Annotated in this window: 11 protein-coding genes and 1 pseudogene; 6 read left to right on the forward strand and 6 right to left on the reverse strand. The window is 71.7% G+C overall.

Going from position 1 to position 16,906, the window contains the following annotated elements:
* The 3 genes from ACFWR9_RS25885 to ACFWR9_RS25895 form a co-directional block, all read right to left on the reverse strand.
* A partial coding sequence (locus ACFWR9_RS25885) for a glycosyltransferase (protein WP_383846212.1) occupies positions 1-1,448 on the reverse strand: 1,448 nt, incomplete at its 3' end.
* Positions 1,449-1,529: 81 nt separating this feature from the next.
* Complete coding sequence (locus ACFWR9_RS25890) at positions 1,530-4,007, reverse strand: lipopolysaccharide biosynthesis protein (RefSeq protein ID WP_383846214.1); 2,478 nt, start codon at positions 4,005-4,007, stop codon at positions 1,530-1,532.
* A complete protein-coding gene (locus ACFWR9_RS25895) occupies positions 4,000-5,184 on the reverse strand; it encodes a DegT/DnrJ/EryC1/StrS family aminotransferase (RefSeq protein WP_383846216.1) in 1,185 nt (394 codons plus the stop codon). Before ACFWR9_RS25895 ends, ACFWR9_RS25890 begins: the two co-directional genes overlap by 8 nt.
* 513 nt (positions 5,185-5,697) lie before the next feature.
* Here ACFWR9_RS25895 and fahA point away from each other — a divergent pair.
* The 5 genes from fahA (at position 5,698) to ACFWR9_RS25920 (ending at position 11,676) form a co-directional block, all read left to right on the forward strand.
* Positions 5,698-6,924 (forward strand): fumarylacetoacetase, encoded by a 1,227-nt coding sequence (fahA, locus tag ACFWR9_RS25900; RefSeq protein WP_383846218.1) that lies wholly within the window; start codon positions 5,698-5,700, stop codon positions 6,922-6,924.
* Positions 6,925-7,116: 192 nt separating this feature from the next.
* Positions 7,117-8,055: a M56 family metallopeptidase gene (locus ACFWR9_RS25905; RefSeq protein WP_383846220.1), complete on the forward strand. Its 939-nt coding sequence runs from the start codon at positions 7,117-7,119 to the stop codon at positions 8,053-8,055.
* Between the two features lie 810 nt (positions 8,056-8,865).
* Positions 8,866-9,348 (forward strand): MarR family winged helix-turn-helix transcriptional regulator, encoded by a 483-nt coding sequence (locus ACFWR9_RS25910; RefSeq protein ID WP_383846222.1) that lies wholly within the window; start codon positions 8,866-8,868, stop codon positions 9,346-9,348.
* Positions 9,349-9,403: 55 nt separating this feature from the next.
* Positions 9,404-10,429, forward strand: coding sequence for an NAD(P)-dependent alcohol dehydrogenase (locus tag ACFWR9_RS25915; protein WP_383846224.1), 1,026 nt, complete (start codon positions 9,404-9,406; stop codon positions 10,427-10,429).
* Positions 10,426-11,676: a 2,4-dienoyl-CoA reductase gene (locus ACFWR9_RS25920; RefSeq protein WP_383846226.1), complete on the forward strand. Its 1,251-nt coding sequence runs from the start codon at positions 10,426-10,428 to the stop codon at positions 11,674-11,676. The genes ACFWR9_RS25915 and ACFWR9_RS25920 overlap by 4 nt, the downstream gene beginning before the upstream one ends.
* 77 nt (positions 11,677-11,753) lie before the next feature.
* Here ACFWR9_RS25920 and ACFWR9_RS25925 read toward each other — a convergent pair.
* Together ACFWR9_RS25925 and recQ are read right to left on the reverse strand one after the other, a co-directional pair.
* Positions 11,754-12,819: pseudogene (locus ACFWR9_RS25925) on the reverse strand (IS200/IS605 family accessory protein TnpB-related protein); the annotation flags it as partial.
* A gap of 76 nt (positions 12,820-12,895) precedes the next feature.
* A complete protein-coding gene (gene recQ, locus ACFWR9_RS25930; RefSeq protein ID WP_383846228.1) occupies positions 12,896-14,893 on the reverse strand; it encodes a DNA helicase RecQ in 1,998 nt (665 codons plus the stop codon).
* A 186-nt stretch (positions 14,894-15,079) separates the two neighbouring features.
* On the opposite strand from recQ, the gene ACFWR9_RS25935 reads away from it, so the two are divergent.
* Entirely contained in the window at positions 15,080-15,679 is a 600-nt protein-coding gene (locus ACFWR9_RS25935) for a Uma2 family endonuclease (protein ID WP_383846230.1), read from the forward strand.
* An 86-nt stretch (positions 15,680-15,765) separates the two neighbouring features.
* Here the strand turns inward: ACFWR9_RS25935 and nuoN are convergent.
* Positions 15,766-16,906 (reverse strand): NADH-quinone oxidoreductase subunit NuoN (gene nuoN, locus ACFWR9_RS25940; protein ID WP_383846232.1); only part of this gene is annotated, 1,141 nt, incomplete at its 5' end.

The following is a 16,906-nucleotide window of genomic DNA, read 5'->3' on the forward strand; positions in this document are numbered from 1 at the left end:
TCGGCGTCGGCGTCGGCGTCGGCGTCGGCGTCGGCGTCGGCGTCGGCGTCGGCGTCGGCGTCGGCGTCGGCGTCGGCGTCGGCGTCGGCGTCGGCAGTCAGCGTGCGGGTCCTGGGCAGCAGCGCGGCGGCGGCGAAGAAGGCCGCGCCGGGCAGCATGAACATCAGCACCCGGAAGATCATCTCGCTGCCGTAACTGCTCGCCACGAACATCGGCAGCGGGGCCGCCGCGACCAGCAGCAGCGGCAGCGCCCGCTGCCGCAGCACCCGCCCGCGCAGTACGCCGGCCAGCGCCAGCAGCAGTACGGAACCCGAGAGCAGCCGGGCCGCCCAGGAGGTGGCCACCGCGCCGGTGCCGGTGGGCGTGGACCCGTACCCGGTCTCGACGTTGGCGCCGATGTCGCCGATGGAACGGATCATGTCGGGCATGGCGGCGGACAGGAACGGCAGCGCTGCGGTGAGACACCAGGCCAGGAAGATCACGACCGTAGTGACCAGCGGGACCCAGTCGCGGTGGCGTCGGGTGAAGGCCAGCGCGAGGAGCGTGACGACGAGCATGCCGGGGGTCAGCTGGTGCGAGACGACGATGGCGATGACCAGCACGCTGAGCAGGACGGTCCACACCGCCTGCCGCTGCCGGTCGCCCCGGCCGCCGGGACGGCCGTAGCGGCGCAGGACCACCGCGAGGACGCCCAGGTGCAGGGCGAAGGCGACGGACTGCGGCGAGAAGTAGTCCTGGCCCACCCAGTTGCCGACGCAGAACAGCCACACGGCGGTCCAGATCAGACGCCGGTCCTCGGTGAAGGTCCGGTAGATCAGCAGCAGCGGCAGGAGCAGCAGCACGCTGGAGACAAGCGGCCACCACGCCATGTACATCGCCGCGTTGTCCACGCCCAGCAGCCGCACCAGCGCGGCCTGCGCCGCGAAGAAGCCGGGCCACTGGTCGTACACCGCCATGTCGCCGATCCGGTCCGCGCTCTGGAGTCCGCCGGACGTCAGCAGGTGGTCGATGACCGCGTCGTGCTTCCACGCCCACGCGTACAGCGGGGTCGGGTAGAGCACGGCCTGGGTGGCCCGCTCCATCACCAGCAGGCCCAGGACGAACGCCAGTGGCCAGCCGGCCCGGCGGCGCGGGTCGCGGACCGTGAACCAGAAGCCCGCGCTGAGCACGGCGAGGCCGGCCCAGAAGGTGGGGTGCAGCGCGCTGACGAGGCCGTAGTCGTCCAGGGCGGACACGTCGGTGTGCCGTACCGCGTAGACCCACAGGGCGAGCGCGGCGAGCAGCGGAACGGCGGGCCAGGCGGCCGCCGCGCGGGCCGGCCGGGCGGCGGGGGCGAGGTCCGACAGGTCCGGCCGGACGGAGGCCTCCTGGGAACGCGTGGTGGCCGACTCCTGCGAGGTGCGGGAGTCGTGTTCGGGGTGTTCGGCGGTCTCCCCGGTCTCGGGCACGGGCTCTGGTGCGGATCTCTCCCGTGGAGTTGCTGGCGGACGCACGACGGTTCCCCCCTGGCGAATCGGCTCTGTGCTTGATCAGTCCCGGAACGTGTCTGTCGGTCTGGCGTGTCTGGTGTGTCTGGTGTGTCTCGTGTGGTGCGGGTCGGCCTCCGGGGCCGGGCGGCGCAGTGACAGGAGCAGGGCGGCGAGGACGAGCAGCAGGAGGAGCGGCGGCGCGACCGGCGCGAGCTCCTGCCGCCAGACCCAGCTCCCCACCGAGGCGAGATAGAGGACCCCCCAGCGTCCCTGCCACGGCAGCCGGCCGCCCGCCTTCGTGAGCAGCGTCCACAGCGGCACGAGGCACAGCAACTGGAGGACGAGCGGCGTCCAGCGCAGGACCGGGCCGGGCCCGTCGAGGCCCAGCGCCTCCGCGAGGAATCCGGCCGCCCTCGCGTACAACTCCCCGCCGACCGCCTCCGGTTCCCGGCCGAGGGCGACGGGCGCCGCGTGCAGCGCGAGTACGGCGGAGCCCAGCGCGGCGCCGGGCAGCCACGGGTCGGGGCGGACGGACAGGGTCACCGCCGCGACGAACACCACGAGCAGCACGGCGCCCGCGACCAGCGCGGGCAGGGGCAGCCCGCGCAGCAGCTCCCGGCCGGTGAGTTCGGCGCCGGTCCCGGACGCGCCGTCCAGCCAGGGCAGTCCGCGCAACGCCGCCCAGAAGACGGCGGTGGCGGCGCCGCACAGCAGCCACAGGGCGGGCCTGAGGTAGCGCTCGGGGATCGGGCCCGGGGTCTCGTCGCGGGGGGTGTGCGGGGGGCCTGCTCCGGCTTCGGCTCGCGCGTCGAGCACGGTGTCAGGGCCGGCGTTTCCCGCGCCGTGGGCGTCGGCATCCGCGTCGTGGACGTGGGCGTCCGCGTCGTGGACGTGGGCGTCCGCGTCGTGGACGTGGGCGTCCGCGGCGTGGACGTGGGCGTCCGCGTCGGGTTGGCGCGGCCGGCGGATCACCGCGAGGGTGTCCGCCTCCAGGGCCTCCCGTTCGTACCCGGGGCGCCCTATGAACAGGGCGACGGTGTCCTCCCCCGAGGCGTCCTCGGGCCGTCCGTGCTCGGGCGCCGCCCGCCGCGCCCAGGTCGTGCCGTACCCGGCGGTGGGGTTCAGCCGGGCCGGACCGGTGCCGTGGGAGGTACCGGGCCGTGGCTTCGGTCCGAGCAGCGGGCCGGTGTCCAGGGTGGCACCCGGGTCGCCGGACCGACCGGCCCCGTCGATGCCCCGCAGGGCGGAGCGCAGGCCGGGTGCGCAGCCCAGGGCGACCACCGTCATGCTCACCAGCACCGCCCAGCCGGCACCGGAGATCCCGGCCGGCGTGAACAGCATCGCCGCGCTGCCCAGTACGAGGACGCACATGGCGCCCTGCACCGCGGCGAGTACGCCGGTGCGCCCCTGGACGCGGAGTACGCCGATGTACAGCTCGACCACGATCCTCGGCAGCGCCCCGATGGCGAGCAGCCGCAGCACCGTGGAGCCGTGCTCGGCGTAGTCCTCGTCGAAGGGCGCGAGGATCTGCGGGGCGAAGACGACCAGGAAGAGCACCACCGGCACCAGCAGCAGCGTCATGCGGCGCAGCGCTCCCCGGATGCCGTCGGCGAGGCGGCGCGGGTCGTGCGAGGCGTGCGCGGTGAGCGAGGAGGCCATGTTGATGGCCATGAACTCCATGGTGCCGCCGACGGTGTAGGCCACGTAGAAGTAGCCGTTCTGCGCGGCGCTGAAGTTGACCGCGACCATCACCGGCAGCAGGTTGATCATCGCCAGGCTGAACAGCGCACCCAGCGAGTCCCCGGCCAGGAAGCGGCTCATCTCCCGGACCTTCGGCGGCTCCACGTCGCGGTCGGCCTCGGCCTGGCGCGGGATCAGCCTGCGGAAGATCAGCCAGCCCAGCGGCAGGGTGGAGAAGGCGATGGCCACGGCCCAGGACACGAAGATGCCGAGCACCGGCAGCGAGGTGGCGAAGAGGGCGAGCAGGATCAGCTTCCCGACCGAGAACACCGCGTTCCCCGCGGGCACCCACTCCGCCTTGCGCAAGCCGGTCAGCACGCCGTCCTGGAGGGTGAGCAGCGCCCAGGCCACGCACGCCAGGACGAACAGGGTCCCCATCGCGGCGGTGCCCAGCGGGGCGTACGAGGCGCCCCACAGGTCGAGGGTGAGCAGGAAGACCACGGCGGCGACGGCGACGACCACCGAACTCGCCGCGTACGCACGCCACACCAGCGGTCCGGTGGCGCGGCCGGCGCGCGGCACGAAGCGGACCACGGCGCCGATCATCGTCGTCGCCGTGATGCTGGCGAGCAGCCGCATGGCGGCGATGGCGGCGGAGCCCTGTCCGACGGCCTCCTCCGAGTAGTAGCGGGCGGCCACGAGCCAGAAGCCCAGGCCGAGCACGGCCGAGACGCCGGTGCTGAGCATCAGGAAGTAGGCGTTCTTGAAGAGCGAGTCGCCCCCGTGCCCGCTCTCGGGCAGCGCGGTGCCGCCGTCCGCCGGTGCGGCGGCCGTCTCGTGCACCCGGGTCTCAGCCACCGGACGGAATCAACCCCTCCGGTGCCTCGGCCGGTCGTACGCCCGACTCCTCAAGCGCCGCGATCACGGCGCGGGCCCGCAGCGGTTCGACGGGCAGCGCGTGCCGCGCGAACCAGCGTGCTGCCTCGGGCGCGGGCGACGGGTCGGTGAATGCGGCGCCCGCGTAGTCGTCGAGCGGCGGGTCGTATAGGTAGCCCACGACGATGCCGCGCCGGGCCAGCGCCCGGACCGCCGCGTCCCGGTCGGCCACGAGCAACGGCACGCGGAACAACGGCTGTGCCCCACCGGGAGACCGGCTCGCCGTCCCCTCCCACGCGGCCGGTCCCGCCCAGGGCGTCGACAGCAGCAGCTCCGTCCCCGCCCGGCAGTCCGCCAGTACGCGGTCCAGCCGGTCGAGCCCGCGCCCGATCCGGCCGAGCCGGAACCGGCCGCCCCGCAGCCGGTAGTCGTGCATGTCGACGCGGACCCAGGGGTCGTGGGCGTCGAGGCCGGGTGCCGAGGCACCCGCGCGGGCCAGCTCCTCCGGACGCAGCGGCATCCGGATCTCCTCGCGCTCCATCCGCCCCAGCAGCCGCAGCGTGGCCCAGGCGGCCCGGCGCAGCCCCAGCCCGCGCACGGCGGCCTCCGCGTACGGCCTTACGGCGTAGGCGACTTCGGCCGTCGTACGGCGCGGCAGCAGCAGGTCCTCGCAGGTCTTCGCCAGCGTCTCGCGCAGCCCCGGGTCGGCGACCGCGAGGATGCCCCCGGCCTTGGCGCCGACGTGCTTGGACAGACTGAAGACGGAGGCGTCGCCCCAGGCGCCGACCGGCCGTCCGCCCACCGCGCTGCCGATGGCGTGCGCCGCGTCCTCGAACAGCGGGATGCCCAGGGCGTCGCAGCGGGCCCGCAGCCGGGGCGCCGGGTCCGGGTTGCCGTACAGGTTGGTCGTCAGTACGGCGGACAGCGAGCCCCAGACGTCGTCGGGCACGGCGTCGACGTCGATGGACGCGTCCGACGGGTCGAGCGGCGCCTGTACGGGGCGCAGCCCGGCCGCGAGCACGACGAAGAAGATGACGTCGTCGTTGACCGGCGACATCAGGACCCGGCCGCCGGGCGGGCACCAGTGACGCAGTGCCGCGTACAGCCCGAATCGGCAGGACGGTACATACACGCATTCCCGGTCGAGCCGGCCGCGCATGGTCTCTTCCAGCCGTCTGCTCGGCTGTGAACCATCCCGCCCCGAACCCGGACCGGCCTCCCCAATGGCCATCCGTTCCCCCCAGATGTGCCGTCGAAGGCCCCCTCCCCGAGACCTCCCGGCGCCCGCCCAGAGTCTCCCTGTTCGCACCGCTCCGTCAAGATTGCGTGTCGGCCTGTGGACAACTTCCCGCACACGAACGGACGCGGAGCGCCACATCCACGACCGTGCGCGCGGGCGTGCGCCTACGGCCAAGGGCCCGTCCCACGGTCACTTCCCGCCTCCCACACACCGGCGCGCGGGCCGCTCCGCGCACGTCAGCCCGCCTGCGCACACCCTCGTCCCCCACATGGAGCCGCCTCCCGCCGCACTGCCCAAGACGGCCGTGTCACCCGTAACGTGTGGCCAGTCCACGCACCACGTGGCGCACACCGATACGTGGCGCACACCGATCACGTGGTGCACACGGCGCGCACGGCGCACATGGCGAGCACGAAAGCGAGGCAGCACCCGATGCCCCCCTTCGATGTCCCCGAGGGCGACCCCTTCGGCCCGCACAACCTTCCGTACGGCGTGTTCTCGATCCCCGGCACGCGGGAGCGGACGGTGGGCGTCCGGCTCGGCGACCACGTCCTCGACGCCGGCGCGGCGGCCCACGCGCTCGGCTCGCCGTACGCCTCCCTGCTCGCGCGGCCCACCCTCAACCCGCTGCTGGCGGCCGGGCGCACGGCCTGGTCCGACGTGCGGCGCGCGCTGACGGCCTGGGTGACGGTGCCCTCCCACCGCGAGACGCTGGAACCCCTCTTCCACCCGCTGTCGTCGGTGACCCTGCACCTGCCCTTCGAGGTCGCGGACTACGTCGACTTCTACGCCTCCGAGAACCACGCCCGGAACGTCGGCCAGATCTTCCGCCCCGACGCCGCCGACTCCCTCACCCCGAACTGGAAGCACCTCCCGATCGGCTACCACGGCCGCTCCGGCACGGTGTTCGTCTCCGGCACGGACGTCGTACGGCCGTCCGGGCAGCGCAAGGCCCCGGCCGACGCCGCGCCCGTCTTCGGCCCGTCCGTCCGCCTCGACATCGAGGCCGAGGTCGGGTTCGTGGTGGGGACGCCGTCCGAACCGGGCGGCCCGGTCGCGCTCGGCGACTTCCGCGAGCACGTCTTCGGGCTCTGCCTGCTCAACGACTGGTCCGCGCGGGACGTCCAGGCCTGGGAGTACGTCCCCCTCGGCCCGTTCCTCGGCAAGTCCTTCGCCACGTCGGTGTCGGCGTGGATCACGCCGCTGGACGCCCTGGAGGAGGCGCGGGTGGCGCCCCCCGCGCGCACGCACGAACTGTTGCCGTACCTGGACGACACGGCCGACGACCACGCCGAGCCCGGCGGCTACGACCTGCGGATCTCCGTCGCCGTCAACGGGCACGTCGTCTCCGAGCCGCCGTTCTCCACCATGTACTGGACGGCCGCCCAGCAGTTGGCCCACATGACCGTCAACGGCGCCTCACTGCGGACCGGCGACCTCTACGGCTCGGGCACGGTGAGCGGACCCGGCGAACGGGAACGCGGGTCGCTGCTGGAACTGACCTGGAACGGCCGCGACGCGCTGGAACTACCCGACGGCAAGCGGACGTTCCTGGAGGACGGGGACGTGGTGACCCTGTCGGCGTGGGCACCGGGTCCGGACGGGATCCGGGTGGGGCTGGGCGAGGTGACGGGGCGCGTGGTCGGACGACGGGCCTGAGGGTCCGGGCGGCGGTAAGGCTCCCGGATCCGGTGGCCGCCGACACCTGACTCACACCGCCCGACACCTGACTCACACCGCCCGACGACGGCATACTGGCGTCGGGCGGTGTGCGCGGCACGTCCGCCCAGCATCACCGCCCCGCCCTGCCAGAGCCGCCCGTCCTCTCGACCAGGATCCGGAGCCAGTGGCATGACCGTCTGCCTGCTCCTGCTGTTCGTCGTCGCCGTGACCGCCGCGGTGCCGGTGCCGCGCGCGCTGACCCGGTCCGCGTGGCCCGAGCGGGACCCCGTGGTCGCGCTGTGGGTGTGGCAGTGCCTGGTCGCCACCGTCCTGCTGTGCTGTCTGACGGCCCTGGCCCTCGGCGCCACCGCCGTCTTCGGCACCGTCCGCGCTCAGCTCTTCGCGCCGGCCCCGCCCGCGGTGACCGCCGCGTACAACCTCTCCGCCGGACCGGCCTGGGCGGCCGCCCTCACCCTGCTGCTGGCCGCCGGTGCCGCCTGGACGACCGCGATGCTGGGCCGCGAACTCGTCGAGGCCCGCAGGCGGCGCGCCCGGTCCCGCGCGCACCTGCGCGAGCGCGCCCCCGACCTGCCCGCCGGGCTCCCCGCCGCCCGCGGTCCGCTGCTGGTCCTGGAGGACGAGTACCCGGACGCCTGGTGGATGCCCGGCAGCCCGCCCCAGCTGATCGTCACCACCGGCGCGCTGCAACGCCTCACCGGCCATCAGCTGGACGCCGTCCTCACCCACGAGCGCGGCCACGCCCGGGCCCGCCACGACTGGCTGCTGCACCTGTCCACCGCGCTGGCCACCGGCTTCCCGCGCGTCCCGCTCTTCGCCCACTTCTGCGACCAGACCCATCGCCTGGTCGAACTGTCCGCCGACGACACCGCCTCCCGGCGCTGCGGCCACCTGACCACGGCGCTGGCTCTGATCGAGCTGAACCAGCACCGCGGCGTCCTGTCCTGCGCCTCCAGCCACCGCCTCCTCGGCGAGCGCGTCGACCGCCTCCTGGAGCCCCCGCCCCGCCTGACCCCACGCCACCGAGCCCTCACCACGGCAACAGCCGCCCTGGTCCCCCTCCTCCCCCTCTTGATCACCTTCGCCCCGGGCCTGACGGCACTGACGTAAACCCTCTGATCTGCGGGCAATCGTGCCGCTGGCGCGGCACGGGTGGGCGCAGCGGCACCCCGCAACGCCTCGGCCAGTTGGTCCAACTCGGCCCGACGTCCTGCGATCTTCTCCAGCGACGACACGGTTCCCTCCCGAACGGCACGACACGCTGCCCGGGAGCGTAAGAGCCCCGCCAGCCACGGCACGGCCGAAACGGGAAACCCCCATCCCCGACGTGTCAGATGATCTACCCTCCAGCCTCCAGCCTCCCGCCCCCGACCAGGGCGAGTACGCCACCGCTCTTCCACGCCAACTGCCTAGCCGCACTGGAAGGCGTCCTCATCGATGAACGGTCCAGGTGCTCGCGCAGCCGGTCAAGCAGAGAGGTGCGGTTGTCGACGGTGACGGTGTGGCCGGTGCCGTTGGCTGTCAGAGTGAGGCGGCTGGAGGGCGCCGAGGCGGCCGCTGCCGCCTCGAATTCTGGCGGCAAGCTACTGCCGAGCACTCCGGCCGCGACCACGGCGGTGCCGACGGCCCTCGCCCGCCGAGCGCGTCCTCGGGGTAACGCGGCCTGCCCTTGCCCTTCGGGTCGGCGATCCATCCACATCCCTCCAGAAACGCGCTAAATGGCCAGGTCAGAGGCGGTGAGCGAGGGCACTTTGCGAGCGCTCGGGACCGCTTTTCGGTTCGTTTCGATCATTGCGCAACTTCCAGCTGCATGCGCGTGACGCCCCGGTTCGCGGAGGCGCGGAGGCGCGGAGGCGCGGCAAGTATGGAGCCGCACCCGGATGTGCATGGATTTTCCAATGGTTGGATTCTCCATGCATTATGGCTGGCGTGGATGACACTCGCCTGAACGAAGAGCTGATCGATTGCCTGTTCGCGATCCGCACACAGATTGGCAGTGAGCTGAAGGAACTGGCCCGGGAGGCCGGGCTGACCGACACGCAGACCGATGTGCTGTGGCGGTTGAGTCGGGAGGAGGAGATGACCGCCCGCCGACTGGCGGACCGGCTGCAGTGTGACGCCTCGACAGCGACGTCGATGGTCGACCGGCTGGAGAAGCGCGCCCTGGTCCGCCGCGTCCCTCATCCCACTGACCGGCGCGTGAAGGTCATCCAGCTCACCGACGCCGGCTGCGCGCTGCGTGACCGCGTCATCGAGCACACCACTCTGCACTCTCCGTTCGCCCGCCTTGACCGTGAGAGCCGGCTGCGCCTGCACGCGCTGCTGCTCGAAGTGGTCACCGGCGCCAACGAACTGGACACGACCCCTCCCTCTGCGGGAGACAACGACAAGGAAATGCGATGAGCAAGACCGCAGTCATCACCGGCGTAGACCGGTTCTCACTCGAGGAGGCTGCTCGATGACTTCCCGTGCAGTCCCCCAGACTCAGCAGGCGATCGTGCAGATCCGCTACGGAGCGGTTCGTGACGTGCTCGCTCTGTCCGAGGCGGCCCCCGTCCGCGCCCCCGGGCCCCAGGAGGTGCAGGTTCATGTTCGGGCGGCAGGGGTCAACCCCATCGATTGGCAGATGATCGAGGGGGATCGACGCCTTATCGCCCGCCGTCGCTTCCCGTTCACGCCGCTGTTCGACCTCGCCGGCGTCGTCACCGCGGTCGGAGACGGGGTCACCTCGTTCCGGGTCGGCGACCGGGTGCATGCCGACAACGAGATCGGCGGAGGTGGCGCCTCGGAGTACGTCAATGTGCCCGCGGGGTTGCTTGCCCCCGCGCAGGCAGGGCTGAGCTTTGCCGAATCCGCCGCGCTCCCGCTGGCCGCCCAGACAGCGATGACGTGCCTGGATCGTGGCCAGGTCGCGGCCGGAACGCGTGTCGCGGTGATCGGGGCATCCGGAGGCGTCGGTCACTTCGTCGTCCAGATGGCACGGGCGGCCGGGGCTTTCGTGGTGGGTGTCGCCAGCGCACGAAACCGGGAGTTCGTGCGGTCCATGGGGGCAGACGAAGTCATCGACAGGAATGAGAGCGATCTGTCGGCCAGCTCCGGGGCGGACTCGTTAGACGTAGTGATTGACTGCGTCGGCGGTCGCGAGCAATGGATCCACGCGCAGCATGTCCTGCGGCCGGGAGGGCGATTCGTCACGATCGCGCGCGACGAGGACGGTGTGGTCACACCCGCCTCCGCAGCCCGGCTCCTCTCGACGATCACCGCTCGCAGGCTGCGAGGCGCGGGACCGCGAGGAGTAAAGTACGTCCCCGTCTTCCTCAAGGCTTCCGGGGTCCTGCTGCGGCGTGTGAACGAACTGGTCGAAGGCGGCCAAGTGCGCGTTCATCTCGCTCGTTCTTTCCCGCTGACGCTGGAGGGTGTCAACGCGGCAGCCGAGGAGAGCCGTGCGGGACGGACCGTCGGAAAGCTGGTTCTTCAGCGATGACGTCCGAGTTTCACACTCACGAGCGAGACACTGCACCGGCGGTCGCCTCGCCCCTGCGACTGCCCTCCGGCATCACTCTTCCCAACCGCCTGGTGAAGGCCGCGATGGAGGAGCAGTTGGCAGGCAGGGGCGGCCATCCCGACGATCGCCTCGTGACGCTTTACCGCACGTGGGACAGGGGAGGTGTGGGAATGATGCTGACGGGACACGTCATGGTGGACCGTTCGGCCGTCGCACAGCCAGCCAACATCATCTTGGACGCCACCAGTGACCTTGCACCCTTCCGGGAATGGGCGGCTGCGGCGGAAACGAGCTCATTCTGGATGCAGATCAATCACCCCGGGCGAGTCGTCCGGCGAGACACCGGCTCGCGAGCGCTGGCGCCCTCGACGGTGCCCGTCGATGCCGGCAGGTTTTCGACACTCTTTCCGACACCGGTGCCGATGACAGCGAGCGACATCGAGGACACCGTGGAACGGTTCGCGGTGACGGCGGAACTCGCGGAGCAGGCGGGGTTCGCGGGTGTCGAGATCCACGCTGCGCACGGGTACTTGCTCGCCCAGTTCCTCTCGCCGCTGGTCAACAAGCGGACCGACCAGTGGGGAGGCGGCCTCCGTAACCGTGCCCGTCTGCTCCTCGATGTCGTGGCGGCTGTCCGTGGGCGGGTGCGACCGGGTTTCGGCATCGCCGTCAAGCTCAACTCGGCAGATTTCCAACGTGGCGGCTTCGACCTTGATGACGCACACCACGTCATCGAATGGCTCGGCGACAGTGTCGATTTCGTCGAGCTGTCGGGCGGGAGCGTCGAATCGCTGGCTACGGCCGGTCATCCGGCAGACGGACGCACCCTGGAGCGCGAGGCTTACTTCCTCAAACTCGCCGGACAACTCGTTGCGGACTCTTCGGTTCCTCTCATGCTCACCGGCGGTATCCGCCGGGCGCAGGTCGCGGAAGAAGTGATAGCGCGCGGGTTCTCTCTTGTCGGTGTCGCGACGGCCCTCGCACAACAGCCCGACGGCCCCCTTGGCTGGCTCGCGGGCGAGGACGGCGAGGTCACAGCCCCTTGTTCTGCGCTCCGAACCAAATCCCTTCGCGCGGCAGCGATACAGGCAAGCATCACCTTGAGACTCCATGACCTTAGCCGCGGCCGTTCAGGACGAACACTCGCCCCAGTCGCCGCCCTCGTTGTTGATCAATACCGGCGATCCCGTGCGATTCGCCGCCACCGTCAAGAGAGATCGGCCTGATGCTGGGCTCTCGGCCCAGCGGAACGATGTGACGATGCATTGACGGCGGCGCGGACCGGCCACTGGCCCACGTGCGGGCCGACGGCCGGGCCTGCTCCTGCGCGCCGGAACCGCTTCCGGCCGCCGTGTTTCTCGCGGGTCGCTTCAGCCGTGAAGTCCAGGTCCTCGACGGCAATCGCCTTCACGTCGCAGGTCGTGGCCTAGTGCATCAGCCGGGTCAGAGCGTGGCGGACCTGGGCGTCTCGGTGGGCGGCGGGCCCGGTCAGGTCGTAGGAGAAGCGGCGCGGGTCTCCGGTGGGGTTGCCGTGGGTGTCCAGGCGCCAGGCGGCGAGGTGGTCGGCGTTCATGTCGACCCCAATCACCCCCTGCGCCAGCGGCGCGCCCAGGGGAATCGTGCAGATGACGGGCTTCTGCCAGGAGGCCGTCACATACCAGCGGCCACGAGCGACGTCGTAGTGGATGCGGTAGGCGACGGCCCGGTTCGCCGCGACGCCGTCGGCCCACTCCTGCCCCCGGTGCGCGGACGTCACCCGGCCGGTGAGGACGTACCGGCCGTGCGGCGCGTTGGCCAGCCCCGTGAGTGGGGCGGGGAGCCGGATGGACACCTCACCGTCCGGCGTGATGCGGATGGTCTCGTTCCCGAACCGTTTCCCGCTCTCCCCGTCCGCCTGCACAAACCACCGTTGCACCTCCTACCGTTCACGCCACCGCACCTCGGTGAGCCCGGCGGCGGTCAGGTGGTGCCGTGTGCGGGCCATCCTCTTTCCGCCCCGCACGACGTGCACGGTCCCGGCCGCCCAGTCGGCGCGCTCCCGCTGAAGCCGGTCCTCCAGCACGTGCAGTCGGCGGGCCTTGGCGTGCCACTCCCGCCGACTGCGGTAACCACCCGGAGCCCGCCTGCTGCCCTTCTGCCCGACGGGCAGCGACAACCGGTGCCGCAGCACCCGTACCCCCGCCTCCAGCGACTGGATGTGGGCGAGAGCACTACATGCGGGCCAGCGCCCACTGGTCGTGCGTCGCCTTGGTGATCGCACCCGCCCACCGGGCCGACGACCCCGGCGTCAGCTCCCGCTTGCGCACCGCCCACGCCCACGCCCCGACACCGGACGCCCGGTCGGCGCTCGCCACGGCCACCAGCGACAGCGACGTCAGGGCGTACGCGGCCCGGGCCCTGTGACGCCGAGGGCCGGCCGGGAACTCCGGCGCCCGGACGCGTCCTCTATATCCAGTCCTCGGGCTCCGGCTCGGGCTCGGTGTCGGGCCACTCGTCCGATCCGGGCCCGGAGTCGCCGCCGGAGGCGGGAGCCGCCTGCGCCGCGCCCGAGAGGCCGGCCAGCACGGCGATCACACCTTCCCCGTAGGTCGCGAGCTTCTTCTCACCGACGCCGCTGATGCCGCCGAGCTGCCCGACGGAGGTGGGCCATGCCGTGGCGATCTCCCTGAGCGTGGCGTCGTGGAAGATCACGTAGGCCGGGACGCCCTGCTCACGAGCCTGCTCGGCCCGCCAGGCACGCAGTGCCTCGAACGCCGGCTGCAGTTCCTCGGGCAACTCGGCCACGGCCGCCTTGGCCTTGCGCTCGCCGCGTGCGGCTGTCCCCCGTGCCGCCGCCGGCTTCTTGGGCTCCTTGCGCAGCGGCACCTCGCGCTCCCGCCGCAGCACCTCCCCGCTGTCGTCGGTCAGCACCAGCGTGCCGTACTCCCCCTCGACGGCGAGCAGGCCCTGGGCCAGCAGCTGCCTGGCGACGCCCCGCCACTCGCTCTCGGCCAGGTCCTCGCCGATGCCGAACACGGAGAGCTGGTCGTGGTCGAACTGGATCACCTTGGCGGTGCGCTTGCCGAGCAGGATGTCGATGATCTGCCCGGCGCCGAACTTCTGCCCGCGCTCCCGCTTCAGCCGCACCACCGTGGACAGCACCTTCTGCGCCGCGACCGTGCCGTCCCAGGTCTCCGGAGGGGTGAGGCAGGTGTCGCAGTTGCCGCAGCCGGACGCGTCCGGGTCCTGGCCGAAGTAGGCGAGGAGCTGGCCGCGGCGGCACCGGACGGTCTCGCACAGCGCGAGCATGGAGTCCAGATGGGACTGGGCGCGGCGGCGGAAGGCCTCGTCGCCCTCGCCGGACTGGATCAGCTTGCGCTGCTGTATGACGTCGTTGAGTCCGTACGCCATCCACGCGGTCGACGGCTGTCCGTCGCGGCCGGCGCGGCCGGTCTCCTGGTAGTAGCCCTCGACGGACTTGGGCAGGTCCAGGTGGGCGACGAACCGCACGTCCGGCTTGTCGATGCCCATCCCGAAGGCGATGGTGGCCACGACCACCAGGCCCTCCTCCCGCAGGAACCGGGACTGGTGCGCCGCGCGGGTGCCCGCGTCCAGACCGGCGTGGTACGGCACCGCCTCCACGCCGTTGCGGGACAGGAACTCGGCGGTCTTCTCGACCGAGTTGCGCGAGAGGCAGTACACGATGCCCGCGTCGCCCGGGTGCTCCTCGCGCAGGAAGCTCAGCAGCTGCTTCTTGGGGTCCGTCTTCGGCACGACCCGGTACTGGATGTTGGGCCGGTCGAAGCTGGCCACGAAGTGCCGCGCCGTCGGCATGTTCAGCCGCTCGGTGAGCTCGCGGTGGGTCGCGTGCGTGGCCGTCGCCGTGAGCGCGAGCCGGGGGACGTCCGGCCAGCGCTCGCCGAGCAGCGACAGGGCGAGGTAGTCGGGCCGGAAGTCGTGGCCCCACTGCGAGACGCAGTGGGCCTCGTCGATGGCGAACAGCGAGATCTTGCCGCGGGAGAGCAGGCCGAGGGTGCCCTCCAGGCGCAGCCGCTCGGGCGCCAGGTAGAGCAGGTCCAGCTCGCCCGCGAGGAACTCGGCCTCCACCAGGCGCCGCTCGTCGAAGTCCTGCGTGGAGTTCATGAAGCCGGCCCGCACACCGAGCGCCCGCAGCGCGTCCACCTGGTCCTGCATCAGCGCGATGAGCGGCGAGACCACGACGCCGGTGCCGGGCCTGACCAGGGCCGGAATCTGGTAGCACAGCGACTTTCCGGCGCCGGTCGGCATGAGCACGACGGCGTCGCCGCCCGCGACCACGTGGTCGACGACCTCTTCCTGCTCGCCACGGAAGACCTCGTACCCGAAGACCCGGTGCAACGTGGCCAGCGTCTCACTGCCCTCGCCGTCCATACGCCTGGCCTCTGCCGCCTCTGTCATCTCGCCGATCACACCCGTCCCGCCCATCGTCCCGTCCCCCGTACGTCCTGCCTCGTCCGTCCTGCCTGTCTGATCGGCCCCTGCCCCGACCACTGCCTCAACGATAGGGGCCCGCGCCGACATCCCCGGAGTTATCCACAGGCTTCACCCGTCGCCGAACGTAACCATTCGATAGCCTGAAGCGACAACAAGGCTCCCTACCGATGGGCATCAATGAGTGTGGCATCCGAGGCCCCGCCGCCTGATTGGCCGGTCCCTCCCGATGGGGGCTGGGAAGCTGACGATCTGGACCGCCTCCCCAACCTTCCCCCGCATACGCAGCTGATCGATGCCGGGCTTGTCTTCCCCTGCCCGCAATCGATCTTTCACGAGCGGGCAACGTCCTTCTTCGGTCGGCAGCTCTCCGTAGCTGCGACGCAGGGGCTCGATGTTCGGTGCAGATTCACCGTCGACGTAGACCGGCAGAACAGGCTGGAGCCGGATGTACTGGTGCTACAGGAAGAAGCGCTGACAAGTCCCGACCAGACCCGCGTCCCAGCGACAGCCGTTGTGCTGGCCGTGGAAGTCGTCTCGCCGGACTCCGCCTCCCGCGACCGCGAGACCAAGCCCCTGAAATCCGCCCGGGTCGGCATCCCCCACTACTGGCGCGTCGAGAACGAGAAGGGCCTCGCCGTCGTCCACGCCTTCGAGCTGGAGCCCGCGACCGGCGCCTACACCAGTGTGGGCATCTTCCGTGAGCGCATGAAGCTGAGCGCCCCGTTCCCGATGGACCTGGACCTCACCGCCATCAAGGCACGCCGCGGCGGCGAGTAGCCCCGCACACGCGACGGCGGGGGGGCCCCCCCCCCCCCCCCCCGCCCCCCCCCCCCCCCCCCGCCTCCGTATCAGCCCGCGCAGCGTCAGCGCACGAACACCCCCGCCTGACCGGCAAGGTCCAGGAAGTACTGCGGCGCCACGCCGAGCACCACCGTGACCGCGACTCCGACGCCGATCGCCGTCATCGTCAGGGGTGACGGGACCGCCACCGTCGGCCCCTCGGGGCGCGGCTCGCTGAAGAACATCAGGACGATCACGCGGATGTAGAAGAACGCCGCGATCGCCGAGGAGATCACGCCGACCACCACCAGCGGGGCCGCGCCGCCCTCCGCCGCCGCCTTGAACACGGCGAACTTGCCGGAGAACCCGGAGGTCAGCGGGATGCCCGCGAAGGCCAGCAGGAAGATCGCGAACACCGCCGCCACCAGCGGTGACCTGCGGCCGAGCCCGGCCCACTTGGACAGGTGCGTCGCCTCGCCGCCCGCGTCGCGCACCAGCGTCACCACGGCGAAGGCGCCGATCGTGACGAAGGAGTACGCCGCCAGGTAGAAGAGAACGGACGAGATGCCGTCCGGCGTGGTCGCGATGACACCGGCGAGGATGAACCCCGCGTGCGCGATCGACGAGTACGCCAGCAGCCGCTTGATGTCGGTCTGGGTGATCGCGACGATGGCACCGGCCAGCATGGTGACGATCGCCACGGCCCACATCACCGGCCGCCAGTCCCAGCGCAGGCCGGGCAGGACGACGTAGAGGATGCGCAGCAGCGCGCCGAAGGCGGCCACCTTGGTCGCCGCCGCCATGAAGCCGGTCACCGGCGTCGGCGCGCCCTGGTACACGTCCGGCGTCCACATGTGGAACGGCACCGCGCCCACCTTGAACAGCAGGCCCATGACGATCAGCGCGGAGCCGACGAGCAGCAGCGCGTCGTTGCCCATGGTGTCGGCGAGCGCCGGGGTGACGTTCTGCACGGTGCCGTCGACGACCTGGGCGATCGTGCCGTACGACATGGAGCCCGCGTAGCCGTAGAGCAGGGCGATGCCGAACAGGGTGAACGCGGAGGCGAACGCGCCGAGCAGGAAGTACTTGACCGCCGCCTCCTGCGACATGAGCCGCTTGCGGCGGGCCAGCGCGCACAGCAGATACAGCGGGAGGGAGAAGACCTCCAGGGCCACGAAGAGCGTCAGCAGGTCGTTGGCGGCCGGGAAGACCAGCATGCCGGCG

The organism is Streptomyces sp. NPDC058534, assembly GCF_042717365.1.
In the GTDB taxonomy this organism is placed as follows: domain Bacteria; phylum Actinomycetota; class Actinomycetes; order Streptomycetales; family Streptomycetaceae; genus Streptomyces.